Consider the following 24,992-nt stretch of genomic DNA (forward strand, 5'->3'; position numbering starts at 1 on the left):
ACAGTTTTTTCTATTACCTGATATCGAAGAAGAGTTATTTAACCATTCATTTCAGAAACAGGAGGGTTTTTTATGCGTAACAGCTCAAATTTGCTTGCTCACTATGATAGAGAAAATCAAAAAGAACAACTTTTAACAAATCATTTATTAAATACAGCAACCATCGCATCCGATATCGGAAAAGAAATCGGAATGGGAAATCTATGCTTTCTTTTGGGAGTACTTCATGATAGTGGAAAAGCTGATATACAATTTCAAACAATGTTGAAAAATATGCCTGGCAGCAAGAATATTAGAGTAATACACTCGACTGCGGGGGCATATTTTTTATTTGAAACAAAATACAACAGAAATCTTGAGGATAAGAAGGAATCCAAAGGTTACAATGAGTTTATTGAAGTTTGTATGTATGTGATAGAAGCACATCATGGATTGTTTGATATCGTTGGAAAACGTGATGAAGATGGTTTCTCCGGTATGGATTATGTAAACAAAATTTTTGAAAGAGTGGAACATTATCAGGCGGACAGTAGGTATGACAAGGAGAAACTGAAACATTTTATTGACAATGAAGTAGCGTTGATTGTCAAAAGTGAATTGGGGTTTGATTCGATAGAAGAATTGATTGATTCTGCATTTCAGGAATATCATCACATCATGGAACAATTCACGAAAAACTATGTGCCCTTTGAGAGCGAAAGTGAAAAAAACAGAAAGAGGAATAAAAATCATAAACTGAAAGAACGAAGATTTTTTGATATGATGTTGGTTCGATTATTGTTGTCTATTTTAAAAACAGCTGATGTGGAAGACACCATCAATGCGTATGACTTTTTGATACAGAGAAGAACGGAAGAAGAGATACGATGTTTGAAGAGACACTATATTGAGGAAATTGAAGAGGAATACAAAAAATATCATAAAAACAACAATCCTACCAAGTTTATCAACCAAATGAGAAATCAGATTGCAGATACTTTGTTGGTGAGAGGACAGCAGGACGGTGCAGGAATCTATCGCTTAGAAGTTCCAACCGGTGCCGGAAAAACGAAGGCTGTATTGAGATACGCATTGCACCAAATGGACGACAAATCTAAGAACAGATTTGTTTATATTACAGCATTTTTGTCAGTTCTGGTGTTATTTGACATGTAAAGTGATAAAAAAAGGTTTTGCGTAAAAAGGCGTGAAAAATAGTGATTGGTGTTAAAAAATGTTGAAATATGCGTGATTTTAGTGTTATAAAAATGTAAAATAATGAAAATTTGTGTGAGTGGGCTGTCAAAAATAATTTTGGCATTCTGCTCTTTTTTTGACTAATCCAGATTAGTGTTTGAACGGTTTTTAAATAGTGTTAAAAAAGCATTAAAAAAGCTATTAAAAACACACTGTATATAATGATGTATGTATTGAAATTTCAACAAAAACATAGTTTTAGAACAGTGTTAAAAAATAAAAAGGATATTAAACGCTCTATAATAACTGTAATGTAGAGGTCGTTTAATATCCTTTTTTGTTTAAAAATGATTTAAAAGGTAGTCTCATCAATAATCATGTCATTTCAACACCTATAATTAGAGCATAAAATGTGAGAATTTCGCATAATTCAAACGGATTGAATCAGTTGATCAGGTGAATGCAAACTACATAGGATCAGTGAACTCGACTTGTTGGATTGAAAACTAAAGTATACTCATCTTTGCTTTTTGTATTATAAAAAATATTAAAAAGTGTTAAAAAGTCAGTTTTATCAATGGGTATACGATTTTAACAGATGGAAGAAAGGGGTTAAAAGGTCACGGAACTCGCGGAACTAAACTGCAAAACTCACGGAACTTAGTTCCGTGAGTTGAAAATACAAGGGTAGATGGCATTTTACCAAAATGTAGAATGATAAATTACTTCGCTATATTTTGGTAAATAAATTTAGCATAATCACAAAAAATTATGATGATGGTTTTGGTCGGTTTGAAATATAATTTTTTATTAAAGTAATGGATGATATTCATCCTAAATTTTACATAATCAGGCTGGTTTTGTTTGTTTTGTGTATAAAAAAGTATTAAAAGTGTTAAAAAGTCAGTTTTATCAACGGTTACACGATTTTAACGAAAAGTACGAGTATCTAAAATTGATATTCAAATATGCAAACAAAAAGCAAGTGATATGCAAACATATGCAAACTAATTGAAAATACAAGGGTACAGGGTATTTTTGTAAAATGGTGAATGATAAATTACTTCACCACATTTTGATAAATAAATTTAGCAAAAACAAGAAAAAAATAATCTTAAGAAAATCTATAATTTGACTCCCAGAATCTTGAAATCGGTATATTCGTTATTAATGATAATAGGCTTATATTTTTTGTTGATTGCACGGAGTTCTATGCAATCAGGAAATTGATGGAATTCTTTTAAAGTGGTGGCGTTGTTGATTGATGCAACTACTATTTGTCCATCGTTTGCAGTATTTTGTCTTTTTACGAGAATGGTATCACCATCTTCGATTAAAGGGGACATGCTATCGCCTTTAATTTGGAGAGCAAAGTCTGCCTGTTTCGCCTCTTCGGTACATGGCATTGCTACTACGTCGTCAAATGTATAGTCGTCCGGAAGGTCAATAGGTTGTCCGGCTGCAATGTAGCCAAGCATGGGAATGTAAACTGTTGATGATTCCGGTTGTGGAATACAAGCCTCTGTTTTATAAGGAACAGATTTTTCTGCGACTTTTAAGACGGATACAATGTCGCTTTGTTTTTTGTTATTAGGGTCTGAGCATAATAACTCCAACATTCCTTCTATTTTATTTTGATTCTTTTCATTTAATTCTCTATACATATTTAAAATGTTTAATTCCGCATCGCCTTTGACATTATTCTCGTTTGTTGGATTTTTTTCACTAAGAAGAGAATCAATACTAACATCAAGAGCAGAGGAAATTTTATAAAGAGAGTGAGTGTCAGGAACTCTATTCCCTGAGAGATAATTACTAATTGCGTTCTTGGATAATCCTGTTAAATTAGACAAATCTATCTGTTTTAGATTTTTCATCTTCATTAGATGCTTTAAGTTGATAGATACATTTTTTTCGTTAAAAGAATCCATAGGAACCTCCTTGTGGTGAATTAATTATTCTTTATATAACAAAAAAGTTCACAATTGTTACATAAAAGATTGACTAAGTTCTCGTTTGTGGTATAATATAAATATGATAAACAATACAGTCTATATATTTTATCATGCGCAAGAATACTACACAAGAATTTAAGGAGGCATAGAAAAATGAAACGGTTAAGAAAGTATATGGTGTATCTGGAAGACGAAGAATATCTATATAAAGTTGCAGTTCCAGCAGAGGACGAGCAGGCTGCAAGAGATTATGTTGATGGAAATGGAGAAGTAATTTTGATAAAAGATCTGACAAAAGAAAATAAATTAAGGATTTTTAGTAAAAATGTTGTTGAAGCATTAAAAAATTATGGATTCTCGACAACACAAACGGATCTTATTATAAGGACATTGGAGATTACCGGAGTGACGGAATAAAGGAGTGTAAAAAGAGAGAAGCAAAAGTATTAGAGTATCGCCATTTGGTATTGAGATTAAGAAGATTAGATAAGGGGGGAAGATGATGGAAGGCTCGAAATTATGGCTGATGATGTGCTATGTAAATTGCTATATGGTTTTGATCTTAAGTATGATTAACAGATATGCGAAGAAAACCTATTTAACAATATGCATTAATCTAATCATCGAAATAGGTTTTCTTATGAATATGATTTATTTATATCATTTTCAAAGCATGTTTAATAGTATTTTAACTATATTACTATCTGTCTGGATTACTACTCATAAATTTTTCGACAATTAATGCACCATTTAAAATAGCACAAAAATAACCATATTGTAATAAAAGTGTTTGTGGAATGGATATATTGCTCAACTGTAAAATGTAAATTATTGTCTGGATAAAATTGAATAAAATTATTAAATTTTCTGTAGTTAATATGTCTTGGTAATAGAGGTACTGATATATAAAAAAATGTCCCTCTGGAGTAAGAAGTTCCATAGTTTCGTTATCTTCCGCTATACGTGAAACGCATTCTCTAACAGTATCCTCTTTTTCTTTCTGCAATTGAACTTTTTTGAACTGAATGCCTGGGTGGAAGTCTATATCTAAATTTGAAGCTTCTTCAATGTCCATGGCAAGCTTTTTAACCGGAAAATTACTAAACTCTATTTTGGGAGTCAAAATATTTTGTATGTCAGCAATTTTTTCTAAATAAGATGGTTTTATAAATGATGCTAACTGTTGAGTAGATTTTAAACATATAGCATTGCATCTGATTTTTTGTATGGTAGCAGCTTTAGATGATGCGACTCCAATTTTGGAAACTTCAGTTGAAAATTTAAGATTATGGATAGTAGAAAAATTTTGTGAGTAATCCGGTTTTATAAATGATTTTAACTGTTGAGCAGAGATTAAGATATTTTTAGGCATAAGGTTTTGTATGTCAATACCTTTAAATGATGTAAGTGCAGTTCCCGGAATGTTCTTTGTAAATTGGGCATTACGCAAGGTGGTTTGAAACGGATTGCGATACATTAAATCCATTCGGTTAGCAAGAGGGTTCATTCGGTTGATAGAATCAATCAAGGTACTATAACGATAAAGTGATTGTGTTGGATTCATTTGAGGATTCTCCTTTCGACTATACCACGATAACAAATGTTACTTACAGGTATTATATCACAAAAGAAGGGAGTGGTTGAATGTTTTTGGGTGACAAAATTCGCAAGATGCGACTTGAAAAAGGGATGACTCAAAAAGAATTAGCAGGGCTAATCGGTTGTACGGGACCGCACATCACACATGTTGAAAAAAGGCAAAGAGACACTATCAATCTGAACACGGCGTGTAGAATTGCAAATGTATTTGAAATAAGTATTGATGAATTGGTTGAGGGTACAGAATTCGATTTAACAGGAGAGGAGGAAGAATAAATGAAACAATATGAGAGAAGAAAATTGAAATTAACACCATTCGGGCTGAATGTAAAAAAGAGATTACTCGACAAGGGAATGACACAAAAAGAGTTGGCAAGCGAGCTTGGTATCCATGGTTGTTATTTAACGGAAATTCTGTACGGTATTCGTGCCGGGTGGAAATACCGAGAACAGATTGAAGATATTTTGAGTATGAAGAAAAGCGGTTAGAAGGGATATGAGATATGGAAGGATTTTGTTATGTAAAAGAAGCGGAAGGCATTAAGAAATATGTAAAAAAAAGATATCCCAAATGGGATATTGAGGAATTGGAATATCAAAGCTACAGAAGAATAAAGGAATATTTTATGACACGTTTGAAGGAATGTAAATGCCTGGAGGACTGTCAAGAGATGTTCCGAGACTATTGGCATTCAATAGGACTTGGAAGGTGTCTTGAGCAACAACTTATTTCCAGAGCGTATCAAAGAGCTATGGAAGAGGTATGCGTGTATATCGTGCGTAAGTATAAAGGGAACATCGAACTTAAAGAGTCGATAGAAAAAATATAGAAAACAAGAAAGGATGGTTGTTATGAAACAAGATGTAATGAAATTGTATTTGAAAATGGCGAGGGGGTTGGTTCGGCAAGTTAAGATTTTAGAAGGTATCAATCAGGAATATTTTTGCTCTGTAATGCAGAGACTGGAACAGGAGGGAATGGATGGCATCAAAAAAGAAGAGTTAGCGGAAATAAGGTCAAATTCTGCAAGAATACTAAGTATTTCCGAAAAGCTTGATACGATAGTATCAAAAGTGCTCTTAATTAACTCTTCTGATAACAGTGTATCAGAAGAATCGAAAAGAGACAAGAAGTAATTTTGAACTAAGGGATAGATGAATCATTAAATCGGTTGGGAGGAATCAAGTATGAATTTAACAGTAAAGGAGGTTGCGGAATTAAAAGGCTGTTCGGAACGATATATCCGAAAGCAAATAAATAATGGTGAGATAAAAGTAATACAAGCTGAAAATCCGGCTAATAACCGAAAAGAATATCGTATCCAAGTTGAAGATTTACCGGAAGAACTGCAAGCAAAATACTATGCAAAAATGAATCAGGAATTGCCGGCTACTCTGAAAAAAGAGCATAAAAGCTACACTAAACAGGTGGAAGAAAAAAGAATCGATGAATATAGCAAGGCTGAGCGAGAAGAAATTGAACTTTGGTGCAGCATTTTATCTCGGTGGCAAGAACATCGGGCGTTGTACGAAAGTAAGTTGGAAGCAGATAAAGATATTATCGGTGCAATCAATATGGAGCTAAGAATGAAAGGTCTTGATCTTAAAGTTAGTCCACAAAAATTGTATCGAAAATATCATTATTACAAAAACGGTCTACTTGGAGGTTTAATTGATGAGCGAGGTGGTTGGAATAGAGGACAGAGCAGTATACCGGAACAAGTTTGGGACGGATTCCTGTACTATTACCTCGATGAAAGGAGACCGAGCCTTTCGACTGTTTATCGAAATACAGTTGACTGGACAAAAGAATTTTATCCGGAACTTGTCGAAATGATCCCATCTGAACGAAGTTTCCGCAGACATTTACAAACAGATGTACCTAAAGCAGTTGTTACATTATTTCGGAAAGGGCAAAAGGCGCTTGATGATAGTTGTTTGTACTACATCGAACGGCTATATGATGACCTTGAAGTAAATGATTGTTGGGTGACGGACAACCACACGCTTGATATACAAACAAAAAAAGAAGATGGAACCGACACAATTCACAGGTTGTATCTTACAGCGTTTTTGGATGCGAAGTCCGGGATTATAACCGGCTGGAATATTACTGACAATCCGAGTATTAACAGTACACTATTTGCACTTAGGATGGGGATTTTGAAGTATGGGAAACCACGAATGATCCTATCGGATAACGGTTCTGAATTCTCCTCTTATGACTTTAATAACCGAGGGAAACGAAAGAAAAAGGAAGAGAATATGTTTCGGGAAGAACAGACGATCCTTGGTCGGTTGAACATCGAACTTCGACTTGCAAAGGTAAAGAACGCAAGGGCAAAACATATCGAACGATTTTTCTTGAGTTTTAAGGAGCATATATCAAAGCTATTCGCATCATACACCGGTGGAAACATTATGGAGCGACCGGAGAGTTTAAAACGAATTATCCGAAACGGAGAAATTCCAACCGACTCGAAATTAAGGGAGACGGTTGGAGAACTGATAGAACTTGAAAACAATGCACTTTATGGCGGAGCGGAACAAAAGAGGTACAAAGGATTTACCAAAATTGAAGTTTGGAATGACAGTGTGAAACGCATTAAACAAGTATTTATGACAGAAAACGATTTGACACTGTGTTTGATGAGAGCAAAGAATTATCAAAAGGTAAAAAGAAACGGTGTATATATCACGATTGCGGGAGAGCAATTATGGTATAACAGCGAGGATACTTGGCTACATCAAGATGAGCAGGTTTTGGTTCGATATAATCCGCTTGATTTAAGCAGTGTTAGGTTATATGACAAGGACGATAGATACCTTTTTACATGGGAGCTCGAAAGAACATTGTTACTATCGTTTATGGATGCGGATATCGATAAGATATCTGAAGCTAACGAAAAATTGGCAAAACAACGCAAGGTTGTCAAACAGTATGGAAAAGATATGTTCGCAAATATGAAGTCGGAAACGAAAATCGACATGCTGGACCTTATGGTCAAGAGAGCACATATTGCAAAAGAAGGCAGCATAATAGAACAAAGTAGCGTCATCGAACTACAACAGTTGAACGAAGTAGAAGCAACTCCGTTATTAAAAACAGGAACGGATAACAATATTATAGATATTGATATTGCAAGAATGAATCGCAACATCGAAGAAAGGAAGAAAAGATGAAACAAGAAGATAAAAAAAGAGCGCTGGAGCAATTTGACGAGCTTGTTGCAAAAGTAGGCAGTCAGAACAAAGCGTGTAACTTGATTGGAATCTCTGCTGCAATTATCTCAGGACTTCGTAGCGGTAGCTACAAAGGTGATGAAGATAAGCAGTTTGAAAAACTGATTGCATATTTTAGAGTGAAGGAAGAAGCAAAAGATTCGTACAAGGCTCAGGATTATGTACCGACAAGTATTAGTGAAGATGTATATCAATATATCAGAAATTGTCAAAACAAAGGCGGACTGATGGCGATATCAGGAGATGCCGGAGTTGGCAAGACAAGAGCAATCAGACATTTTTGCGAAAACAACCGAATGAATACGATTTGGATTACAGCGAATCCGTGTTTAAACACTGTTAAACCGGTTTTAAAAGCACTTTCTAAAGCATTAAATGTGAACGCACGAACGAATGATGATATGTACATCGGTATACAGGATAAGTTGAAAGATGGCATGGTAATCATCTTTGATGAGGCGCAGCACTTAAGTTTGAAGGTTATCGAAACTCTGAGGGGATTTAGTGATTACTTCGCCGATCGTGGGCAGACGCTCGGGATCTGTTTTGTAGGGAACAGCACAACGATAAGTAAATTCGGTGGAAAGCAAGATGCAGTATTTGAGCAGATTGCAAATCGAACCATACAAAGACCGATTTTTAACACAAAACAGATTAAAAAGTCGGACATGGAATTACTCTTTCCTCTCCTTGCCGGAAAGGATATGGAGATTGAATTTTTACTCGGAATCGCACAAACAAAGCAGGCGATTAGAGGGGCAATGCATTTATTCTCAAACGCATACGATAATGGAGATATCTCGTACGATGGTTTGGTAAACATGGCAAAACATATGCATATGAATTTATAGGGTTCGACATTTAAGGAGATTTTGAAAATAAAAAAATCAAGCTCGCACACAAAATGTAGAGCTTGATCCAGTCTCCTTGATAAGGGAATAAAAAGGGGACTTCAAAATGAAAAATTTGAACCTATTATATCGCAAAATAAAAAGGTTGTCAAAAGGAGATTATTATGAAGAAGAAAAAGCAGATATTACTGGACCTTAAGGCACTGAGATTTGACTATCATGCAAGACTGGTACTTGCGGAAGGCGAAGAGCAGAAAGAGAAGATTCGAGAGGTGTTGGCACTGTTTGATGAGTTAAATGATAGGATTGAGGAGTTGGAGGAGAGATAGATACATGCTATTTCAAGAAAGAGTTGAGAATTATGCGATTAATTTTTTGGAGGAAGAAATTAAAACAATAGATGAATTGTTAAAAAGAAAAAACACTTCCGATAATGAGAAAGGTATATTAGAAAAATTGAGAAACATGTATTTGGAAGACTTAGAAGAATTGGAGAAGTTGATATGAAACACGGAAAGAAACTTACAAGAAAGGAAAAGGAGTTTTTTGCAAGTTGTAACTTGAATCCTAATAATTGGTTAAGGATCAAGGAGACTCCTGAACGAGTGGAATATGTGAACAAAATTAGTGGGAAAACAAGAGTTATGAAGAAATAGGAGAGAGCAGTTAAAAATGAAAACAACTGATTTGATAGATATTACTATTACACTCTATTTTGAATTCAAAAATTCAGAAAAATATGGCGGAGAAGGCACTGTGGGTTATGCTTATCAACAATACGAAGAGTGTGAAACAATAGAAAATATTGATGAGTTGATTGAACAGACTCGAAAACAGATTGCAGATTTGACAAAGTCACCTGTCGAATGCGTAAGACTTATATCAAAAAAAGAGTACGAAAGTAAGATTAATAAAGGGAGTAGATAAAAAAAGGAGTGATACTTATGCCAAGATGGTTTTGGACATTGTTATGGGTGAGTCAGGTTATAAACTGGGTTGTAACAATCTGGGCTTATGGCACACTGGATGGGAGTTGTCTTATGGCACCGGCTTTTACAATAGCATGGATGATAAAAGATGATATTGTAGAGTGTTATACAACACTTTTTACGGATGATTGGGAGTATGAAGATGACGACATTATGGAAGAGTGGAATGAGGAAGATTATTACAGATATTATGACCTCAGAAAAGGAGCATAGTATGAAACTTAGATTGGATGGATTGTATGAAGTACAACGAAAAAGTGCTGATGAGCGCTATAAGCAAAACAAAAAAGATAGAATGATATTCTTAGGGGAACTTGGCGAAGGAAAGAGTGGGATGCTGCTCTTCCAGCATCCTAAAGGATATAAGGAGACTTTCTTAAAGTCGAGCATCGGAAATGATGTGAAAATTACGGAGGTAAAGAGATGATAAAAAGGTATTTAATGGTCGTTTTAATACTGTTTCTACTGTGTTTTACAAATGTTTTTGCCGAAGTTGAAACTCCGGTAATTATCCCGGCACAAGTCTATGAAACGGCAGTCTTTTCGGCAGACAGATTTGGAGTTCCGGTTGAAAATGTACTTGCAATGATTTTGGTTGAGAACAGAAATTTTGATATCAGATTGAGGAGTAAAACGAAAGATAGTGGGATGTGTCAGATAAAAGACGGCATCCTAAAAGATTTTTATAGCTGCGGTTTCAACGATGTATATAACCTGCATGAAAATATTGAGTTTGGAACAATGCGGTTGAAATGGGCGTATGATAAGTACCGGGATTGGAACAAAACCTACATGGTATATAACTTGGGTGACGGACGAGCGAAAAGATTGTTTCAGAAAGGTTTGACTCAGAGCGGATACAGTAGAAAGTGTATGGAGTATCTAAAAATAAAAAACCAGTGGAAGATAAAGGCACTGGATGGAAGGCTATATACATTGCCAGACTATGATGCGATTTTTTTCTTTGGATTGAGAGGAAGATATGAATGGAATTAAAGAAATTTGTTACTGCAATTTTAGAGTTGTATAAAATAGAGGATGTTTCTATGCTGAACCATTGTTTGTTAAACACTGCACTAAATCATGAGGTTGCAATATATGATGCATATTTGGAGCTTGTTTCCGGAGACTTAAAAAAAGATTATTTGAGAAATATTTTTCAGTACTATCAAGCTGACAGAAAAGAAAAAATGCAGGATTATACACCTGATTGTTTAGCAGTCTTCATGGGGCAATTTATATCTAAGGACAACGAAGTAATAATTGACTTATGCGCGGGATCCGGAACGCTGGCTATCAATGCACATAATCATGGTGCTAAAGGAGTATTCGAATTATACGAAATTGATGACAATGTTATGGGTTATCTGCTATTTAATCTTGCGGTAAGAAACATGCATGGCACAGCATATTTGTCTGATGTCCTAAAACGTAAAATATATAAAAAATATACAATTCAGGAGGACGAAAAATATTCTAGAGTTTGTGAGGAGGTTATGTATGAAAATATCTTTAATTAGTAACCCGCCATATAATATGGAGTGGGGAGCAGTCGAAGATGAACGCTTTGAAAATTCAGGCACACCACCGAAGAAAAATGCAAATTTTGCATTTATTATGACAGGGTTACAAAAAATAACAGATAGAGCAATCTTTTTGTTACCATGTGGTGTTTTGTCTACACAGAACAGAAAAGAAACAGAAATACGAAAGTATCTGATAGAGAACAATTTTGTTGAGTCTATTGTATTATTACCGGCACAAATGTTTGAAAAAACAGGAATTGCAACATGTATTGTCGTTTTTAATAAAAATAAAACAGAAAATGTTATTGCAATGTTTGATTTGCGCAAAAAATACGACATTGAAACAAGAAAGCAAAGAGGTCAATTTGGCGGTTCAGCACATGAAAGTAGAGTGTATGAAAAGGAAAAGAAGATTATATCGGAAGAAACTATGCAAGAAGTTTTAACTGCAATACAAGAAAGAAAAAATGTGCCGGAGTTTGTAAAATTTGTAACGATAGAAGATGTTATAAAAAATAAATATAATCTCAATCCAGCAAGATACATTGAAATCTTAGAAAAAGCAGAAAAGCACAGACCGTATATTGATATTGTAAATGATTTGAATTTTATTATTAGGCAACGCAATGTACTGAAACTGACGATAAATGAAACGGTTGCGAAGCGAATCGGGTTAGATGAAATTGCACAACTTGAAAAGCAGAGCAACGACAACTTAGAAAACATAAATGAAACACTTAAAAAAATAGGTTGTGCAAATTTGGCAAAGAGTGATTATATTACACTCTCTAAAAATAAAAATGAAATAAAATTTGAGAACAAGGATAAGGAAATTATATCTGAAATTTTTTTAAGTATATTTCAAATGTACAAAGCACATATTATGTTTTTGAATAATATTGAAAATAAGCATCTTGCAGAATTGCGGGACGCATTACTTCCAGATCTGATGTCGGGGAGGATAGAAATATGAAGATAGTAGATGGCAGTGTGTATAGCAAAGAGGAATTGATAGAAATTATCAATCATCTATTGAGTGTAGAGTATGAGTTTGCAAAATATCCCTATATAGTGAATTATCAGTCTAAAAAAGTTATAAGTCTTTTGGATCAAACACATGATCTTGTGGTAACAATGCAATCTTTACCACATACACGGGAGGGATTGTTGGAGAGATTGGAAATCGGTAAGAAAATTGATGCAATCCATAAGAAGGTTGATAGAATTGAAAAATCAATAGTTATAGATTAGGAGGAGTAGAACAGAGTGGAAAAGATAGCTGTCATCAGCACGATAGGATTTTGGGTGATTATGGGTATTTTTATATATAAAAGTTTGGATTAGGAGGAAGAAATATGTTAAACGAAAAGAAAATAAGCAAGAGCGGTGGAATTACAATCCCGGCACACATAAGAAGAGAGCTTGGAATTACAGTAGGAGAAAAAGTGGAATTGAAAGTGGATGAAAATGGAAATTTGGGAGTCGAACGAATTGAAGGAAGTTGTTTATTGTGCCAAACACACGACTCCTTATTAAAAATAGATGGAATTTATATCTGTATAAAATGTGCAGAAAAGGTGCAACAAGCATTAAGTGGAGGTGGTAACTAATGATTGAGAATTTGAACGAGAAACTGAAAAGAGTGTATCAAATTGATAGCATGATGTCTAAGTTAAAAAAAGAAAAAGATGAGATAACAGCAGGACTGCAATCATATGGATTTGAAGTCATAGAGAATAAAAATTTGAAACATTTGGAACTTACAGCTGACTGTGGATCTTGTAATGTCGGCTACAAAGAAAAATTGACAGTGGACAATCTTGAAAAACTAAAAGAAGTTTGCGGATCTATTGTTGATGCAAAAGTGAAGATAACAATGGAGCCTAAGATTGAGTTTGCTGATAAAAAATTCCAGACAGCACTTATTGCACTGTACAAGCAAGAGTACAAGCAACACAATATTTCTGCTCTGCTCAATAGTTTTGGATTAGACGATAAAGAGAGCAAGGCAGTCGTGAAAAAACTCAAAGGAGATTACTTTAAGGATAAAGCACTACTGGAAAGTTACCATGTGAATGATGACGACTTGGAAGAAGAACTGGACATGATCAAAGAGCAGTTGAACTATGAATTGGTAACGAGATATTTTGACGTTGATACCATCAATATAGATGATTTGAAGAAAGCAATCTTTGTTGAAGACACCTTGTCTGTAGGATATAAATTTAAGGAGTAAAGAGAAGTACATTTTGCACAATAAAGGAGTTGACTACTGATTGAATTTGGACAGATATGACGATAGAGGAAGGAAAATTATTGAAAAATATTTTGGAACAATTGCTTGTACCCGTCTTACCGGAAACATATCGGATAGCGTTAAAAATCGTGAAATAAAATATTGGGAAAAATTTAGCATTCCGGTGGTGATACATGCTCTTGAAATACACATTCAAAAATATCCATCTATGAAAGAATCGTATACCAGAGGAATAATGAGAAACCTTGAAATGCAAGGATATCAAGGAAGAGAAAAACAAGATATTATCAAACGAAGAGGGTATGAAACAGCAGAAGATATGACAAATAATAGAAGAAAAGAGTATGAAAATGAGATGAGGCTTTGGTACAATAAAAAAGGAGTAAAGATGAGATGATGAGATATGAGTAAAAGACAATCAGCGGAAATGATTACAAAGCAACATATCCACACTCTATACGCAATTGCAAGTCGTGTTGGGTTGGTGGAATCGGGAAATAAGAACGATGATTTTCATACCTTGGTATATCGCCTTACGAAAAAACAATCGGTCAAAGATTTGACAGAAAAAGAATTTTATATTGTAAAAGGTAATTTATTAAAGATAGGAAATGATGATTCGAGGAAGAGAGTTAAGGATACTGAGATTATAAGTAACGGAATGACTGAGGAACAAATTAAAAAATCTTGGGCAATTCTCTATGAGATTATACAATATTCACCATCCTCTGCTACTGCAGGCGAGAGGATGGTGGGAGCAATCAAAAAAATCCTTGGAGTAGATGCACAGGTGAGTCAACCCTTTGCGTGGTTGGATGCAGCTCATGGGATTAGATTGATTGAGCAATTAAAAAAATATGAAAACAGTGTTAAAAAAGCAAAAAAACATTGATGTGAAGTTTGAAAGAAAATAAAAAGGAGGAACTATGGATTTGTGGGAAGGTATCGAACTGGATGATATTCCAATCGAACAGAGAGATTTTGCGGAATTGGTCGGACTAGATACTTTTCGCAAATTGATAGAAATGTACGGAGGTAGTAGCATTTATATATGTAAAGAAGATGCTATCCTCCGACAAAAAAGAAATCTTGCCATCGTAGAGGAGTTTAACGGCACCAATTACTTGGCACTTGCAAAAAAACACTCTTTAACAGAGCGAACAATTAGAGAGGTTATCAATAGCACGCTTGGCGATGGAAAGTATGTGACAAAAAATCAAGTATCTATGTTTGACGATAAACACACAAAAAAAGAACGGCAATAATCCGTTCTTTTTTTATAAAATACTGTTAGTTAGATGGCTTTTGCTATTTAATAATATAAAATCAATATAGTTCGCAGCTATATTGATTCGTCAAAGAGAAAAATGCATCAGCTGTCTATAAATTAACATGTTTAGTATTATGTTATTTTATAACACATTTTCCTTTTTGACAATATCTAAAAAAATCGTTTTGGAAAAATTAGTTGTCATCTGATAGATATTGTTCGTAAAAAATTTCTAATTTTTCTGCCGTTTCAAGGGTCATTCTTTTTATGTCCCTCTGTCCACTTCTGTATCTTCCAAAACTTTCGGTAGAGATTCCCGATTCTTTTTCGATTTTATAAGATGTGTAATTGCTATCTACGATAGCTTGTATTTTTTCGCTGAGTTTCATATAGCACCTCCTCTCCTTAATAGTAAGAGAGAGGGTTATTCCCCCTCTTTTAAAATTCTATTTACATTTTCGTCCCAAATTCCTCTCAAATCTGTGGAATAAAGAAGGTCGGCTAATTCGCTAAAATTCAAATCGTTTAATTCAACAGTAACCTCTTTGTAAGGCGATAGTTCGCCTTTTTTGTAAAAGTAAATCCCAGCAGTATTGTTATTCTCGATAAACATTCTTGAAAAGGCATATTCACCTTCAACGTAAAATGTTGATAGTGCAGGTAGATGATGATTTTCTGCCACATCAAACATGGTTCCGTTCTTACCGTTCATGTAAAACAGCGCTCCATCCTCAACGAGTTCTGGAAATCTTTCCTTTTCGATTTCAGGAATGATGTACCCTTGATATAATTTATTGATAATCTCCAATCTCTTATCCATTTTCATTTCCTCCTATTTTTTATTTTGTTTACTAATTTGCATGCTGTAATCTTACAAATTCTTCTATGTCTTCATCCCAATAATAGCCTGCTGACTCTGCTCCCCTCTCATCATATTTATCAGGATAGCACCAGTCGTCTAAAAACTCTTGTGCTATTCCGTTTCTGCAGTCAAAAATTTGTTTTACATTAAATCTGTTTGTCTCCGTATGAAAATAATCAAGTGCTTCTTCTTTTTCGTCAAAGGTCTTAAACCAGTTATTTGGACAATTCATCTCGTTAAAATCTCCTGGATAATAGCTAACTACTATAAACTTTGTCATTTTCATTTCCTCCTATTTTTTTAGTTTGTTTATCTAAATACACTATAACAAATTACTTGTTATCTGTCAAGTACAATTTCAAAAAAATTTTTATTTTTTTAAACATAGTTTTAATTGGAAGCTGCTCAATATTTGGGTCATTTGGAGCAAATACATTAAAGGAGAAAAAACCTTCAAGTAGCTGTAAAGATTGATTTGTCAACAAAAAAAGATAATTTTTTTCAAAAAAACTATTGACTTTTGTGGATACATAATATATAATATAATTACAGTAAGGGAACGCCTTACAAGTACGCAAGGCAAGGTGCAGAAAGGAGAATCAAATGAACGAAGAAATGAATACAAGCGAATTATTAAAAGAAGTAGCAGAAGAGAACCAAACGAGAAAAATCCTTGAAATTCTAAACAATTGCAAAGATTTAGAAGAAGCAAAAGAAAAAGTAAAAGCTCTACTAAATAAATAGTAGAGCAAAAAAGAAAGCATATAATAGGTAGCTTGTCCTACCTATTATATCCATTTATATTTTACCGCAAAATTAAAAAAAGGGCAAGAGGAAGGTATTGGTGATGACAGAAAAAAATAAACTGGGTAGACCGACAGATGCACCTAAAGTGCTTAGTACAAGGATACGGTTATCTGCGGAAGACATTATAAAACTTGAGGTTTGTGCAACCGAGCTGCAAAAATCTAAAGCGGAGGTAGTGCGAATGGGGATAGATAGAATTTACAAAGAATTAAAAAGGTAAATCTCACTACCCATAAATTATAAATGTATAAGGTGTAGGAATAAATTTTTCGAATTAGACAACAAGAGGAATTTATGATAAAGTAATTACAAATAAACATTAGAATTACAATGCTTTAAGAGGGATATTTCTGAAACACTTCAAATGTAGTTTCGCTGAGAAAAGGCTATACTGTAAGTAACAAATACAGTATAGCCTTTTGAATTTTAAAAGAAATTTTCACATATCAAGACAAAAAATAAAAGGCAGAGGGGAAGAAAAAATGGACACAGCAGTAACAATTGGAGCAGTCTTGTCGATTGTCATTGGAGTTGTCAGTTACTTTTTAAAAAGAACGATGACAGACATCGATCGCCATGGCACAGCCATTTCGGATATACAAAAGAATTATGTAAAAAGGGAAGAACTTGACGAGCGGGAAAAGGAAATTAGAAAAGACATCAAGCAAGAGACAGGTTCCGTTGTAGCTGCGATTAAGGACTTGGCAAAGGAAGTGAAGGGAGTACAAGTCAATTATATAAGTAAGGATGACTTTTTTAAGGAAAATGTGAGAATCGAAAAAAAGATAGACAGAATTATGGATTTAATTTTAGAAGATAGGGGGAAAAGAAATTGAATTTTGAAGATAAAATTAAGCGGGACATTCAGACAGCTGAGTTTGCGGAAAATAACGGTAGAATCATCCGTACTGTAAATGTACTCAGAGGGAAATGGATTAGGCTATCTTCTGTAAGAGATGTATTGGATGATATCAACCTTGCAGATTTAGAACAATCGCTCATCTATCTTGAGCGTTCTGAATATATTTCTGTTCGAGATATCGAAACAAAAATGACTGTAGAAGTTGAACAAGCGGATTATTCCGAAAGTGAAGTGTCTTTGACAAAAAAAGGGATTGATGTAGCACTGTACTTTATTAAAGATGCCGCAGTAAAGGTGTGATAAAATGGGAAATAGAAAACACTCCATCATCGACTCGCTGCCTGCAACGCTTAAAGATGCAGTAGAGCAGATGATGCAGGAAAACTTCACTTATGCCGAAATTGCAGATTTTATCAAACAAAACGGCTATGAAATCTCTACCACATCTGTTTGGAGATATGCCAGCAATCTAAATGCAAGCATCCAACAGCTGAAAATGGCGCAGGAAAATTTTCGAGTAATTATGGATGAAATCGGAAAGTATCCAGCACTGGATACAACAGAAGGTATTATCCGTCTTTTGTCGCATAATGTTTTGAATACAATCCAAAATGCAGGAGAGGACTATTTCAAAGTCATAGAACCTGAAAAACTAATCAAGCAGAGCACGGCATTGATTAGAGCTGCAGCATATAAGAGTAATATCGACTTGAAAAACAAAGAGATCCTTGACGCGGGATTTGAAAGTGTAAAAACCATGGTCTTTGAGGCGATGGCAAAAGAAAATCCGGAGTTATATGCACAAGTGGTTAAATTTTTGGACAGCAAGAGAGAAGTCAAGAAGGAGGAGCTGTAATGGAAGTTTATGTACTACAGGTTATCTCCGGAGAAGAAGAGAGTGTAATTCGAAATTTAAAGCGTGCCGGTTATACAGCATATGCTCCAAGTGAAACCCGATTGGAGCGAAGAGGCGGAGGATGGCACAAAAGAAAACGCGTCCTTTTTACCGGATATGTCTTTTTGGCAGTAGAAAAATTGGATGCAAAGGCATACTATACGGCAAAAAATGATGCTTTTGTAATTCGTTTTTTAGGGAGTGAAAAGCCGGAGAAATTAGAAGATTCCGAAATGGAAATGATTCTATCGATGGCAGGTGACGGAGAACCAATGCCGCTGCCGGTGATAACTTTTGATAAAAAAATGAAGGCATGGCAAGTGGAAGGTAATTTAAAAGACAAACGCATTGCTTTAAAAAGGCTTTTTTTAAGACAAAAGAGAGCGGTGTTTGAAGTGGAGCTCGCCGGAAAGAAACATGATATTATGTTATCTTGCCAAATAAAAGAAGTATAGAAAAAGGATTTGTTGATTCGTCCGAATCTTAAAAAGCTATACGGACATAAAAAAACATACTTGGATATCAAAAATCCAAGTGGCGAAGCACGCACTTTTTTATAAAATGCAAAACAGGTATTTTATAAAAAATAAAAATGTGTTAAAAAGCGTTAAAAAACCGTTAAAATTCATTTTAACAAAAATGGCACATATAAAATTATATCAAAAATACAAAAAACAAAAATAAGGCTTAAAATTGCCTTATTTTTAATTTCAGAAAAAACGCGATAAAGGAGGTGGAAATATGCAGGCAAAAATCCGGTCAAGAAAAAAACTGTTGGAAGCATTAACAGAAGTAAACGAAGAAAAAGATGATGTTTTTTCAGAAGAGGAAGAGCGAGTTAAAACTCTCACTGAGCAATTCTTGAAAAAAGATACTTCTTCTGAGCGATTGAAGCTTTTGAAAGAGTATCAGGAAGGAGTGACTTTAACAGGCACTACCGGCATAAGAAGAAAACTTGCAGCATTTGATTTGGAGTATTTCGGGAAGGTATATTTTCCACACTTCTTTTCCAAGCCGTCTCCGAAATTCCATGAAGATTTGGATGATATTTGGACGGACGGAGTGTTAAAAGGGTTAAATCCAAATAAAAAAAGCATTGCAAAAAGCGTAAACAAACAAGAGGGTTGCAAGAGAGGAGTTGCTGCTCCTCGTGGTCATGCCAAGAGTACAAATCTAACTTTTAAGGATACGATCCATGCGATTGTGTATCAGTATAAACATTATATCATCTTGATTTCTGACACATATGACCAAGCAAAAGGATTTTTGGAAGCAATCAAGGAGGAGCTGGAAGAAAACACTGCGATACAAAATGATTTTGGCGATTTGACCGGCAAAATATGGCGCGAAGATGTAATTGTAACAAAAACGAAAATCAAAGTGCAGGCAAAAGGTGCAGCACAAAAAATGCGTGGATTGAAACACAAAAACTGGAGACCGGACCTCATCATCTTGGATGATTGTGAAAATGACGAGTTGGTTCGTACTCCGGAGCAACGAGAAAAATTAAAAAACTGGTATTATAAAGCAGTTTCAAAATGCGGGGACAGTTACACAGACTTTGTTTTTATCGGAACTATGTTGCATTATGATTCGCTACTTGCGAAAATCATGAAAAATGCAAAGTACAAGACGGTTAAATATAAAGCGGTTATTGAATTTTCGAAATCTCCGCTCTGGGATGAGTGGGAAGAAATCTTTAACGACTTGGGCAACGAGAATCACGAAGAAGATGCAAGAGCATTTTTTGACCAACACAAAGAGGAAATGCTTTTCGGAACGAAGGTATTGTGGGAAGATAAACTATCGTATTATCAGCTGATGGAAATGAAAGTTTCGGAGGGAGAAGCGGCATTTAACTCCGAAGAACAAAACGAGCCGATAAATCCGGAAGATTGTCTATTTAATGACGAGTGGTTTGACTACTATAATCCGCATGAAATTGATTTTTCAAATGGATTTGAATTTTTCGGGTTTGTGGATCCGTCGCTGGGCAAGAATAAAAAATCCGACTACAGTGCAATCATTACGATTGCGAAAGAAACGGCGACGGGATATATGTACGTTGAGGATGCGGATATTGAGCGAAGACATCCGGATAAAATTATCACAGATGTGATAGAAAAAGCATTTCGTATTGGCAAACAATACAAGGCGAAATATAAAGTGTTCGGTGCAGAAACGAATCAATTCCAATGGTTTTTGAAAGAGCAATTGGCAAAAGCAAGTGCAAAGGCAGGAGTCTATCTTCCAATTCAGGAAGTAAATCAAACAGCTGATAAGGTTTTAAGGGTACAGACATTGCAGCCGGACATCAAAAATAAATACTTGAAATTTAACCGACAACACAAAAAACTGTTGGAGCAACTTAGGTATTTTCCGATGGCGGATCATGATGATGGACCTGATGCATTGGAAAGTTGCCGTACATTGGCGGCGGGAGCAAAAAGAAGATTAAGATTCTTGGATATTAGAAAATTCGGATTGTAGGAGGTGAGTGTATTGTATCGATTTGAAGGGGAACTTACAGAAAAGCAGATACTTAAGTTTATATCTGCCTATGAAAAAAACAACAAAAGCAGATATGAAAAGTTTCAGAACTACTATAAAAATAAAACAGATATTTTAACCAGAGAACCTCGAATTAGTGGAGATTCTAACAATAAAGTTGCTTCCGCGTTCTCCGGGTATATCGTTGATATGGCAACCGGGTATTTTATCGGCAAGCCGGTTGTGTACTCGAATGCCGGAGAAGAAAAAAATGACATCAGAGAGGTAATTCAGGACATTTACAACTACAATGACGAGGCAGACGAGAACATGGAGATTGCAAAGCAATGCTCCATCAAAGGGCGGTGCTATGAGATTGTATATCTTGACGAAACGGATCAAGACGAAAACGGGAATCTTCGTGTGCGATTTAACAAAATTGACGCGGAGAACATGATGGTCTTGTACGACTACAACATTTCTCCGGAACCATCCTATGCGATTCGTTGGTACTATCAGTACATTGATAGCAAAAAGCAGATGTATGTAGAGGTGTATTCAAAAAAATCTATCCTATATTACCGAAAAGAAGGATCTGCTCTTGTGGAAGACAAACCGCCTGTCGCACACTTCTTCCGACTCGTACCGGTCGTTGAGTATGTGAACAACGAAGAGAGACAAGGGGATTTCGAAAAAGTCATTACAACGATTGATGCATACGATAAAGCATTATCGGACAGTGTAAATAATCTTGAGTATTTTGCAAATGCATATATGTACCTTGTCGGCATGGCAAGTACAGACGAAGTGGATATTAAAAAAATGCGAGAATTACGAGTTATGCTCCTTGAAAAAGCGGGAGAAGCGGGTTTTTTAACAAAACCGGATAACTCGGCTGAAACAGAGAATTTATCGAATCGATTGGACAATGACATCCACAAGTTCTCTATGATACCAAATCTGTCTGATGAAAATTTTGCAAACAATTCTTCCGGTATTGCTATGATGTACAAATTATTTGGACTGGAACAACTCACAAGTAAAAAGGAGCGCAAGTTTAAGAAAGGTTTGCAACGGAGATTAGAACTTATTGTAAATTATCTTAATTTTCGCGGGAAAAACTATGATTATCGTGAGATCGGCATGAAGTTTACAAGAAACATTCCGGTCGATAACAAAGAAAATGTTGAAATCGTACAAATGTTGCAAGGCATTGTTTCAAAAGAAACTGCAATTTCAAATCTTAAATTGATTGAAGATGTTTCGGCTGAATTGGAAAAGATTCAATCGGAAAAAAATCAATACAGCCTTGATTTAGATGGTGATGCACATGAGTCTTGAGCAGGATTACAAAAAACTCAATGATAAGATTGAAAAAATCATCGCAGAAAATCAGAAAAAGATTGTCAAGGAGTACAAGAAGTCGTTAGAGGAGTTACGAACAGAGATACGTCAGATGTATGATCGTTACGATTTGCAAGAGGATAAATTGACGTTGGAAGAAGTGGCAAAGTATGATCGTTTGCAAAAATTGGATAAAAAGGTCGAAGACACATACAAAGCCTTGTATGAGCACAATCGTAAAATTACAAAGAGCACACTTGAAAATGTTTTTAAAACAAGTGCCGACGGAAGCATATCCCCGATTGAAGCTGTCACCGGAAAGAAATTGCACGGTATTACAAAAACTTTGGAAATTGAAAAAACTGTCAACGAAAGAATGGCAGGGTTGCACTGGGCGGAGCGTTTAGGGCATCATCGTAATGATGTCATTTATGCCACACAAAAAACGTTAAAAGAAGGTCTTGCGCAAGGCAGTACCTATCGGGAGTTGTCTGACCGATTAAAGACGGAACTTGAAGGAAATGTGATACAACCGATGCGAATTATCCGTACCGAAAGTGGTAGGGTGTATGCAAAAGCACAGCAAGAATCTTTGGATAAAGTGTCAAAGCAGGTAGATATGGTAAAAACTTGGCATACTGCAAAGGATGAGAGAGTAAGAGGCAGAAAAGCAGGAGACAAGACAAATCATGTTGATATGGAAGGGCAAACAGTACTATACGAAGAAGATTTTGTATTTCCGGACGGTACACAGACGGAAGCTCCGAGGATGTCCGGGGTTGCAGGGCATGATATCCATTGCCGGTGTTGGATGAGTGTGGACTTAGCAGAAACTGTAGTCAAAGATAGCAAAGATGTTAAGACTGCAAAGGCTGTAGCCAAAGATAGCAAGGATGTTAAGACTGCAAAGGCTGTAGCTAAAGAAAGTAAGGATGTTAGGACTGCAAAGGTTGTAGCCAAAGATAGCAAGGATGTTAAGACTGCAAAACCTCTGACTAAAGAAAGTGAAGTTGTTAAAATCAATGCAGGAGAGTATAATAAAAATGGGAGTGCAGAAGAATCAAAAACAGAGAAAAACAAATCTTACAAGATTCTTTCAAAAAATGATGTGAAGCCGTATCAAACGCTTAGTGACGTAGTGTATGAAGATTTAAAAGCAAATGATATAGCTGCGTACAAATCGGTAAAAGAGTATACTTCTGGAGGATATGCGTCCATTAATGACTACTTGGCAACTTCTGCTACTCCGAAAGAAAATCCACATGTAGAAAATATCAATCGAGCTATAAAAAAATTTGAATTAGAAGATAATATAACAGTTTATCGCGGAACAAAAGCGAAGTTTTATACCGGATATGCAGAGGGAGATACATTTGAATCTAAAGTGTTTTATTCATCCAGTACCGACGAAAGTTTCGCAAAGGCTTTCTATGCAGATGTGGAATCGTATGGAGAAAAGCCGATGTTACTTGAAATTAGAGTTCCATCTGGCACGAAGTGTATTTATGTTGGCTCAAATTCTGCATACGAGGATGAAAAAGAATTTTTACTTAGTCATGAGCTGAAATATAAAGTGATTGCCAGAGATAAAGATAGTATGGTTTTGGAGGTAGTAGAAAAAAATGAAAACAACTAATCTAACAGAAAAAGAGAAAGAGAGAGTATCTTATCTAAGTCATATTCCTAATTGCTATAAGACGGACCAAGAGTTTAAAGAACATTGCGCTTTTTCAAAAAAATTAGGATTACCGCAACCGAATCGAAACTCAAAGGTACGTCCTTTGCATGAGATCGGTAGATATGACAAGTAAAGCATCTTAGATAAAACTAAGGTGCTTTTAAATTACAAAAAATAGTTTTCAAAGGCTCTTAAAATGATATTTTAAGGGCTTTTAAAATACAAAAAAGAGGAGGATTTAACATGGAAGAAAAACAATATGGAATGATTCCAATCAACTTGCAATTGTTTGCAGAAGATGGTGATGGTGGTACAGGGGTTACCGACACAGGAGAAGCAGCACAACAAGGAGATTCCGGGAAAGAAGGAGATTCCGGTTCCGGAAAAGCAAAGACCTACACGGAAGAACAGGTTGCAGAGATGAAAGCAGCTTGGCAAAAAGACGAAGATGAAAAGAGACAAAAAGAGATTGATGATGCAAAGAAAGAAGAAAAGAGACTTTCGAAACTATCAGACGAAGAACGAAAGGCCGAGGAAGATGCAAAGAAACTGAAAAATTTGGAAGATCGAGAAAAGGCAGTGGCGAGGAAAGAGCAGCTTTCCGATATTCGCGATGAGCTTACAAAACGAAAATTGCCGGTTGATTTTGCTGAATTTTTTATTGCGGAAGATCCCAAGAAATCATTGGAAGCAATTCAAACATTTGAAAAGAGCTTCCAAACTGCAGTGGAAGAAGCAGTAAAATCAAAAATTAAAGGCACTTCCATTAAAATGGGAAATGGCAGTTCTGATGATATTGGAAAATCAATCGCAACAGAAAAAAATTCAGTGAGCAAACCGGAATTTAATCCATGGAAATAGAGGAGGAAAAACAATGAAAGTAGAAAAAGTAAATGCTTTTCAAGGCGAAGTAAATTTCTTGAAAACTGATAAGATTGTCAGTTTTTCGGAAAAAATGTTGAAATCAAAAGGGATTGATGTGAACGGAAGAAAGATTATTAAAGCTGGAACAATCTACCCCGCAAATGATGCAACAGCAAAAGGAATTGTGCTCTATGATGTCGATGTTACAGCAGGAGACACCGTCGGTGCGCTAATGGTGGAAGGTTATGTTATTGCATCAAGACTGCATACGCAGCCGGATCAGGCAGCAAAAACAGCGTTAAAAGAAATTAAATTTGTATAGGA

General features: G+C 35.3%; 40 protein-coding genes. 35 read left to right on the top strand and 5 right to left on the bottom strand.

The window, feature by feature from the left end; translation table 11 throughout:
• The first annotated feature begins 72 nt into the window (after positions 1-72).
• A complete protein-coding gene (locus tag ACO5GE_RS01570) occupies positions 73-1,155 on the top strand; it encodes a CRISPR-associated endonuclease Cas3'' (protein WP_484829170.1) in 1,083 nt (360 codons plus the stop codon).
• 1,145 nt (positions 1,156-2,300) lie between these two features.
• On the opposite strand, the gene ACO5GE_RS01575 is transcribed toward ACO5GE_RS01570, so the two are convergent.
• Entirely contained in the window at positions 2,301-3,107 is an 807-nt protein-coding gene (locus tag ACO5GE_RS01575) for a helix-turn-helix domain-containing protein (RefSeq protein ID WP_484829171.1), read from the bottom strand.
• 177 nt (positions 3,108-3,284) lie between these two features.
• On the opposite strand from ACO5GE_RS01575, the gene ACO5GE_RS01580 reads away from it, so the two are divergent.
• Complete coding sequence (locus ACO5GE_RS01580) at positions 3,285-3,548, top strand: hypothetical protein (protein WP_484829172.1); 264 nt, start codon at positions 3,285-3,287, stop codon at positions 3,546-3,548.
• Between the two features lie 283 nt (positions 3,549-3,831).
• Here ACO5GE_RS01580 and ACO5GE_RS01585 read toward each other — a convergent pair whose 3' ends face one another.
• Positions 3,832-4,695 carry a hypothetical protein gene (locus ACO5GE_RS01585; protein WP_484829173.1) on the bottom strand — a complete coding sequence of 288 codons (864 nt, stop codon included), beginning with the start codon at positions 4,693-4,695 and terminating at the stop codon, positions 3,832-3,834.
• Positions 4,696-4,775: 80 nt separating this feature from the next.
• Between ACO5GE_RS01585 and ACO5GE_RS01590 the strand changes: the two genes are divergently transcribed.
• The 21 genes from ACO5GE_RS01590 to ACO5GE_RS01690 all read left to right on the top strand — a co-directional run bounded on the left by ACO5GE_RS01590 (position 4,776) and on the right by ACO5GE_RS01690 (position 14,861).
• Positions 4,776-5,006 (top strand): helix-turn-helix domain-containing protein, encoded by a 231-nt coding sequence (locus tag ACO5GE_RS01590; RefSeq protein ID WP_484829174.1) that lies wholly within the window; start codon positions 4,776-4,778, stop codon positions 5,004-5,006.
• Positions 5,007-5,219, top strand: coding sequence for a transcriptional regulator (locus tag ACO5GE_RS01595; RefSeq protein WP_484829175.1), 213 nt, complete (start codon positions 5,007-5,009; stop codon positions 5,217-5,219).
• 14 nt (positions 5,220-5,233) lie between these two features.
• A complete protein-coding gene (locus ACO5GE_RS01600) occupies positions 5,234-5,560 on the top strand; it encodes a hypothetical protein (protein WP_484829176.1) in 327 nt (108 codons plus the stop codon).
• A gap of 22 nt (positions 5,561-5,582) precedes the next feature.
• Positions 5,583-5,867 (top strand): hypothetical protein, encoded by a 285-nt coding sequence (locus tag ACO5GE_RS01605; RefSeq protein WP_484829177.1) that lies wholly within the window; start codon positions 5,583-5,585, stop codon positions 5,865-5,867.
• 51 nt (positions 5,868-5,918) lie between these two features.
• Positions 5,919-7,913 (top strand): DDE-type integrase/transposase/recombinase, encoded by a 1,995-nt coding sequence (locus ACO5GE_RS01610; RefSeq protein WP_484829178.1) that lies wholly within the window; start codon positions 5,919-5,921, stop codon positions 7,911-7,913.
• On the top strand, positions 7,910-8,824 hold the full coding sequence (locus ACO5GE_RS01615; RefSeq protein ID WP_484829179.1) for an AAA family ATPase: 915 nt from the start codon (positions 7,910-7,912) through the stop codon (positions 8,822-8,824). The genes ACO5GE_RS01610 and ACO5GE_RS01615 overlap by 4 nt, the downstream gene beginning before the upstream one ends.
• Before the next feature lie 164 nt (positions 8,825-8,988).
• Positions 8,989-9,153: a hypothetical protein gene (locus ACO5GE_RS01620; protein ID WP_484829180.1), complete on the top strand. Its 165-nt coding sequence runs from the start codon at positions 8,989-8,991 to the stop codon at positions 9,151-9,153.
• Positions 9,154-9,157: 4 nt separating this feature from the next.
• Complete coding sequence (locus tag ACO5GE_RS01625) at positions 9,158-9,331, top strand: hypothetical protein (RefSeq protein ID WP_442562755.1); 174 nt, start codon at positions 9,158-9,160, stop codon at positions 9,329-9,331.
• Positions 9,328-9,480 (top strand): DUF6906 family protein, encoded by a 153-nt coding sequence (locus tag ACO5GE_RS01630; RefSeq protein WP_484829181.1) that lies wholly within the window; start codon positions 9,328-9,330, stop codon positions 9,478-9,480. The genes ACO5GE_RS01625 and ACO5GE_RS01630 overlap by 4 nt, the downstream gene beginning before the upstream one ends.
• Positions 9,481-9,496: 16 nt before the next feature.
• Positions 9,497-9,751: a hypothetical protein gene (locus ACO5GE_RS01635; RefSeq protein ID WP_484829182.1), complete on the top strand. Its 255-nt coding sequence runs from the start codon at positions 9,497-9,499 to the stop codon at positions 9,749-9,751.
• Between the two features lie 17 nt (positions 9,752-9,768).
• Complete coding sequence (locus ACO5GE_RS01640; RefSeq protein ID WP_484829183.1) at positions 9,769-10,026, top strand: hypothetical protein; 258 nt, start codon at positions 9,769-9,771, stop codon at positions 10,024-10,026.
• 1 nt (position 10,027) lies between these two features.
• The gene (locus ACO5GE_RS01645; protein WP_484829184.1) at positions 10,028-10,240 is read left to right on the top strand and encodes a hypothetical protein; all 213 of its coding nucleotides are present in this window, start codon (positions 10,028-10,030) and stop codon (positions 10,238-10,240) included.
• Positions 10,237-10,809: a lytic transglycosylase domain-containing protein gene (locus ACO5GE_RS01650; protein WP_484829185.1), complete on the top strand. Its 573-nt coding sequence runs from the start codon at positions 10,237-10,239 to the stop codon at positions 10,807-10,809. The genes ACO5GE_RS01645 and ACO5GE_RS01650 overlap by 4 nt, the downstream gene beginning before the upstream one ends.
• Entirely contained in the window at positions 10,800-11,333 is a 534-nt protein-coding gene (locus tag ACO5GE_RS01655; protein ID WP_484829186.1) for an N-6 DNA methylase, read from the top strand. The genes ACO5GE_RS01650 and ACO5GE_RS01655 overlap by 10 nt, the downstream gene beginning before the upstream one ends.
• Positions 11,314-12,312 carry an N-6 DNA methylase gene (locus ACO5GE_RS01660; RefSeq protein ID WP_484829187.1) on the top strand — a complete coding sequence of 333 codons (999 nt, stop codon included), beginning with the start codon at positions 11,314-11,316 and terminating at the stop codon, positions 12,310-12,312. Before ACO5GE_RS01655 ends, ACO5GE_RS01660 begins: the two co-directional genes overlap by 20 nt.
• A complete protein-coding gene (locus tag ACO5GE_RS01665; protein ID WP_484829188.1) occupies positions 12,309-12,590 on the top strand; it encodes a hypothetical protein in 282 nt (93 codons plus the stop codon). The genes ACO5GE_RS01660 and ACO5GE_RS01665 overlap by 4 nt, the downstream gene beginning before the upstream one ends.
• A 104-nt stretch (positions 12,591-12,694) precedes the next feature.
• Positions 12,695-12,949: an AbrB/MazE/SpoVT family DNA-binding domain-containing protein gene (locus ACO5GE_RS01670; RefSeq protein WP_484829189.1), complete on the top strand. Its 255-nt coding sequence runs from the start codon at positions 12,695-12,697 to the stop codon at positions 12,947-12,949.
• Positions 12,949-13,575 carry a hypothetical protein gene (locus tag ACO5GE_RS01675; RefSeq protein WP_484829190.1) on the top strand — a complete coding sequence of 209 codons (627 nt, stop codon included), beginning with the start codon at positions 12,949-12,951 and terminating at the stop codon, positions 13,573-13,575. The genes ACO5GE_RS01670 and ACO5GE_RS01675 overlap by 1 nt, the downstream gene beginning before the upstream one ends.
• A gap of 40 nt (positions 13,576-13,615) precedes the next feature.
• Positions 13,616-13,993 carry a hypothetical protein gene (locus ACO5GE_RS01680; protein ID WP_484829191.1) on the top strand — a complete coding sequence of 126 codons (378 nt, stop codon included), beginning with the start codon at positions 13,616-13,618 and terminating at the stop codon, positions 13,991-13,993.
• 6 nt (positions 13,994-13,999) lie between these two features.
• The gene (locus ACO5GE_RS01685) at positions 14,000-14,488 is read left to right on the top strand and encodes a phage protein GemA/Gp16 family protein (protein WP_484829192.1); all 489 of its coding nucleotides are present in this window, start codon (positions 14,000-14,002) and stop codon (positions 14,486-14,488) included.
• Positions 14,489-14,522: 34 nt separating this feature from the next.
• The gene (locus ACO5GE_RS01690) at positions 14,523-14,861 is read left to right on the top strand and encodes a Mor transcription activator family protein (RefSeq protein WP_484829193.1); all 339 of its coding nucleotides are present in this window, start codon (positions 14,523-14,525) and stop codon (positions 14,859-14,861) included.
• Positions 14,862-15,060: 199 nt separating this feature from the next.
• Here ACO5GE_RS01690 and ACO5GE_RS01695 read toward each other — a convergent pair whose 3' ends face one another.
• Genes ACO5GE_RS01695 through ACO5GE_RS01705 form a run of 3 tightly spaced genes read right to left on the bottom strand, consistent with a single transcriptional unit; the run spans position 15,061 to position 16,008 of the window.
• Positions 15,061-15,255 carry a hypothetical protein gene (locus ACO5GE_RS01695; protein ID WP_484829194.1) on the bottom strand — a complete coding sequence of 65 codons (195 nt, stop codon included), beginning with the start codon at positions 15,253-15,255 and terminating at the stop codon, positions 15,061-15,063.
• A 35-nt stretch (positions 15,256-15,290) separates the two neighbouring features.
• The gene (locus tag ACO5GE_RS01700; protein WP_484829195.1) at positions 15,291-15,686 is read right to left on the bottom strand and encodes a hypothetical protein; all 396 of its coding nucleotides are present in this window, start codon (positions 15,684-15,686) and stop codon (positions 15,291-15,293) included.
• Between the two features lie 31 nt (positions 15,687-15,717).
• A complete protein-coding gene (locus ACO5GE_RS01705; protein WP_484829196.1) occupies positions 15,718-16,008 on the bottom strand; it encodes a hypothetical protein in 291 nt (96 codons plus the stop codon).
• 323 nt (positions 16,009-16,331) lie between these two features.
• On the opposite strand from ACO5GE_RS01705, the gene ACO5GE_RS01710 reads away from it, so the two are divergent.
• The 12 genes from ACO5GE_RS01710 to ACO5GE_RS01765 all read left to right on the top strand — a co-directional run bounded on the left by ACO5GE_RS01710 (position 16,332) and on the right by ACO5GE_RS01765 (position 24,990).
• A complete protein-coding gene (locus ACO5GE_RS01710) occupies positions 16,332-16,472 on the top strand; it encodes a hypothetical protein (RefSeq protein ID WP_484829197.1) in 141 nt (46 codons plus the stop codon).
• A 103-nt stretch (positions 16,473-16,575) separates the two neighbouring features.
• Entirely contained in the window at positions 16,576-16,755 is a 180-nt protein-coding gene (locus ACO5GE_RS01715) for a hypothetical protein (RefSeq protein ID WP_484829198.1), read from the top strand.
• A 262-nt stretch (positions 16,756-17,017) separates the two neighbouring features.
• On the top strand, positions 17,018-17,371 hold the full coding sequence (locus tag ACO5GE_RS01720; RefSeq protein WP_484829199.1) for a hypothetical protein: 354 nt from the start codon (positions 17,018-17,020) through the stop codon (positions 17,369-17,371).
• Positions 17,368-17,697: a hypothetical protein gene (locus ACO5GE_RS01725; protein ID WP_484829200.1), complete on the top strand. Its 330-nt coding sequence runs from the start codon at positions 17,368-17,370 to the stop codon at positions 17,695-17,697. The genes ACO5GE_RS01720 and ACO5GE_RS01725 overlap by 4 nt, the downstream gene beginning before the upstream one ends.
• Before the next feature lie 4 nt (positions 17,698-17,701).
• A complete protein-coding gene (locus ACO5GE_RS01730) occupies positions 17,702-18,253 on the top strand; it encodes a phage protein Gp27 family protein (RefSeq protein ID WP_484829201.1) in 552 nt (183 codons plus the stop codon).
• Positions 18,253-18,747 carry a transcription termination/antitermination NusG family protein gene (locus ACO5GE_RS01735; RefSeq protein WP_484829202.1) on the top strand — a complete coding sequence of 165 codons (495 nt, stop codon included), beginning with the start codon at positions 18,253-18,255 and terminating at the stop codon, positions 18,745-18,747. The genes ACO5GE_RS01730 and ACO5GE_RS01735 overlap by 1 nt, the downstream gene beginning before the upstream one ends.
• A 286-nt stretch (positions 18,748-19,033) precedes the next feature.
• Positions 19,034-20,782, top strand: coding sequence for a phage terminase large subunit (gene terL / locus ACO5GE_RS01740; protein WP_484829203.1), 1,749 nt, complete (start codon positions 19,034-19,036; stop codon positions 20,780-20,782).
• A 12-nt stretch (positions 20,783-20,794) separates the two neighbouring features.
• Positions 20,795-22,123: a phage portal protein gene (locus tag ACO5GE_RS01745; protein ID WP_484829204.1), complete on the top strand. Its 1,329-nt coding sequence runs from the start codon at positions 20,795-20,797 to the stop codon at positions 22,121-22,123.
• On the top strand, positions 22,113-23,762 hold the full coding sequence (locus ACO5GE_RS01750) for an ADP-ribosyltransferase (protein ID WP_484829205.1): 1,650 nt from the start codon (positions 22,113-22,115) through the stop codon (positions 23,760-23,762). The genes ACO5GE_RS01745 and ACO5GE_RS01750 overlap by 11 nt, the downstream gene beginning before the upstream one ends.
• Complete coding sequence (locus ACO5GE_RS01755) at positions 23,749-23,937, top strand: hypothetical protein (protein ID WP_484829206.1); 189 nt, start codon at positions 23,749-23,751, stop codon at positions 23,935-23,937. Before ACO5GE_RS01750 ends, ACO5GE_RS01755 begins: the two co-directional genes overlap by 14 nt.
• 110 nt (positions 23,938-24,047) lie before the next feature.
• Entirely contained in the window at positions 24,048-24,665 is a 618-nt protein-coding gene (locus ACO5GE_RS01760; protein WP_484829207.1) for a DUF4355 domain-containing protein, read from the top strand.
• Between the two features lie 13 nt (positions 24,666-24,678).
• Positions 24,679-24,990: a hypothetical protein gene (locus tag ACO5GE_RS01765; RefSeq protein WP_484829208.1), complete on the top strand. Its 312-nt coding sequence runs from the start codon at positions 24,679-24,681 to the stop codon at positions 24,988-24,990.
• The last annotated feature ends 2 nt before the right edge of the window (positions 24,991-24,992 follow it).

This window comes from Filifactor sp., from assembly GCF_057248345.1.

Coding starts and splice junctions, on each gene's coding strand:
- terL (WP_484829203.1), top strand. CDS start 19,034: ATGCAGGCAAAAATCCGGTCAAGAAAAAAACTGTTGGAAGCATTAACA.
- ACO5GE_RS01760 (WP_484829207.1), top strand. CDS start 24,048: ATGGAAGAAAAACAATATGGAATGATTCCAATCAACTTGCAATTGTTT.
- ACO5GE_RS01635 (WP_484829182.1), top strand. CDS start 9,497: ATGAAAACAACTGATTTGATAGATATTACTATTACACTCTATTTTGAA.
- ACO5GE_RS01645 (WP_484829184.1), top strand. CDS start 10,028: ATGAAACTTAGATTGGATGGATTGTATGAAGTACAACGAAAAAGTGCT.
- ACO5GE_RS01570 (WP_484829170.1), top strand. CDS start 73: ATGCGTAACAGCTCAAATTTGCTTGCTCACTATGATAGAGAAAATCAA.
- ACO5GE_RS01580 (WP_484829172.1), top strand. CDS start 3,285: ATGAAACGGTTAAGAAAGTATATGGTGTATCTGGAAGACGAAGAATAT.
- ACO5GE_RS01640 (WP_484829183.1), top strand. CDS start 9,769: ATGCCAAGATGGTTTTGGACATTGTTATGGGTGAGTCAGGTTATAAAC.
- ACO5GE_RS01630 (WP_484829181.1), top strand. CDS start 9,328: ATGAAACACGGAAAGAAACTTACAAGAAAGGAAAAGGAGTTTTTTGCA.
- ACO5GE_RS01620 (WP_484829180.1), top strand. CDS start 8,989: ATGAAGAAGAAAAAGCAGATATTACTGGACCTTAAGGCACTGAGATTT.
- ACO5GE_RS01665 (WP_484829188.1), top strand. CDS start 12,309: ATGAAGATAGTAGATGGCAGTGTGTATAGCAAAGAGGAATTGATAGAA.
- ACO5GE_RS01650 (WP_484829185.1), top strand. CDS start 10,237: ATGATAAAAAGGTATTTAATGGTCGTTTTAATACTGTTTCTACTGTGT.
- ACO5GE_RS01600 (WP_484829176.1), top strand. CDS start 5,234: ATGGAAGGATTTTGTTATGTAAAAGAAGCGGAAGGCATTAAGAAATAT.
- ACO5GE_RS01675 (WP_484829190.1), top strand. CDS start 12,949: ATGATTGAGAATTTGAACGAGAAACTGAAAAGAGTGTATCAAATTGAT.
- ACO5GE_RS01575 (WP_484829171.1), bottom strand. CDS start 3,107: ATGGATTCTTTTAACGAAAAAAATGTATCTATCAACTTAAAGCATCTA.
- ACO5GE_RS01685 (WP_484829192.1), top strand. CDS start 14,000: ATGAGTAAAAGACAATCAGCGGAAATGATTACAAAGCAACATATCCAC.
- ACO5GE_RS01610 (WP_484829178.1), top strand. CDS start 5,919: ATGAATTTAACAGTAAAGGAGGTTGCGGAATTAAAAGGCTGTTCGGAA.
- ACO5GE_RS01730 (WP_484829201.1), top strand. CDS start 17,702: ATGGGAAATAGAAAACACTCCATCATCGACTCGCTGCCTGCAACGCTT.
- ACO5GE_RS01615 (WP_484829179.1), top strand. CDS start 7,910: ATGAAACAAGAAGATAAAAAAAGAGCGCTGGAGCAATTTGACGAGCTT.
- ACO5GE_RS01735 (WP_484829202.1), top strand. CDS start 18,253: ATGGAAGTTTATGTACTACAGGTTATCTCCGGAGAAGAAGAGAGTGTA.
- ACO5GE_RS01720 (WP_484829199.1), top strand. CDS start 17,018: ATGGACACAGCAGTAACAATTGGAGCAGTCTTGTCGATTGTCATTGGA.
- ACO5GE_RS01590 (WP_484829174.1), top strand. CDS start 4,776: ATGTTTTTGGGTGACAAAATTCGCAAGATGCGACTTGAAAAAGGGATG.
- ACO5GE_RS01695 (WP_484829194.1), bottom strand. CDS start 15,255: ATGAAACTCAGCGAAAAAATACAAGCTATCGTAGATAGCAATTACACA.
- ACO5GE_RS01700 (WP_484829195.1), bottom strand. CDS start 15,686: ATGGATAAGAGATTGGAGATTATCAATAAATTATATCAAGGGTACATC.
- ACO5GE_RS01625 (WP_442562755.1), top strand. CDS start 9,158: ATGCTATTTCAAGAAAGAGTTGAGAATTATGCGATTAATTTTTTGGAG.
- ACO5GE_RS01710 (WP_484829197.1), top strand. CDS start 16,332: ATGAACGAAGAAATGAATACAAGCGAATTATTAAAAGAAGTAGCAGAA.
- ACO5GE_RS01750 (WP_484829205.1), top strand. CDS start 22,113: ATGAGTCTTGAGCAGGATTACAAAAAACTCAATGATAAGATTGAAAAA.
- ACO5GE_RS01715 (WP_484829198.1), top strand. CDS start 16,576: ATGACAGAAAAAAATAAACTGGGTAGACCGACAGATGCACCTAAAGTG.
- ACO5GE_RS01690 (WP_484829193.1), top strand. CDS start 14,523: ATGGATTTGTGGGAAGGTATCGAACTGGATGATATTCCAATCGAACAG.
- ACO5GE_RS01585 (WP_484829173.1), bottom strand. CDS start 4,695: ATGAATCCAACACAATCACTTTATCGTTATAGTACCTTGATTGATTCT.
- ACO5GE_RS01670 (WP_484829189.1), top strand. CDS start 12,695: ATGTTAAACGAAAAGAAAATAAGCAAGAGCGGTGGAATTACAATCCCG.
- ACO5GE_RS01765 (WP_484829208.1), top strand. CDS start 24,679: ATGAAAGTAGAAAAAGTAAATGCTTTTCAAGGCGAAGTAAATTTCTTG.
- ACO5GE_RS01755 (WP_484829206.1), top strand. CDS start 23,749: ATGAAAACAACTAATCTAACAGAAAAAGAGAAAGAGAGAGTATCTTAT.
- ACO5GE_RS01705 (WP_484829196.1), bottom strand. CDS start 16,008: ATGACAAAGTTTATAGTAGTTAGCTATTATCCAGGAGATTTTAACGAG.
- ACO5GE_RS01595 (WP_484829175.1), top strand. CDS start 5,007: ATGAAACAATATGAGAGAAGAAAATTGAAATTAACACCATTCGGGCTG.
- ACO5GE_RS01605 (WP_484829177.1), top strand. CDS start 5,583: ATGAAACAAGATGTAATGAAATTGTATTTGAAAATGGCGAGGGGGTTG.
- ACO5GE_RS01660 (WP_484829187.1), top strand. CDS start 11,314: ATGAAAATATCTTTAATTAGTAACCCGCCATATAATATGGAGTGGGGA.
- ACO5GE_RS01655 (WP_484829186.1), top strand. CDS start 10,800: ATGGAATTAAAGAAATTTGTTACTGCAATTTTAGAGTTGTATAAAATA.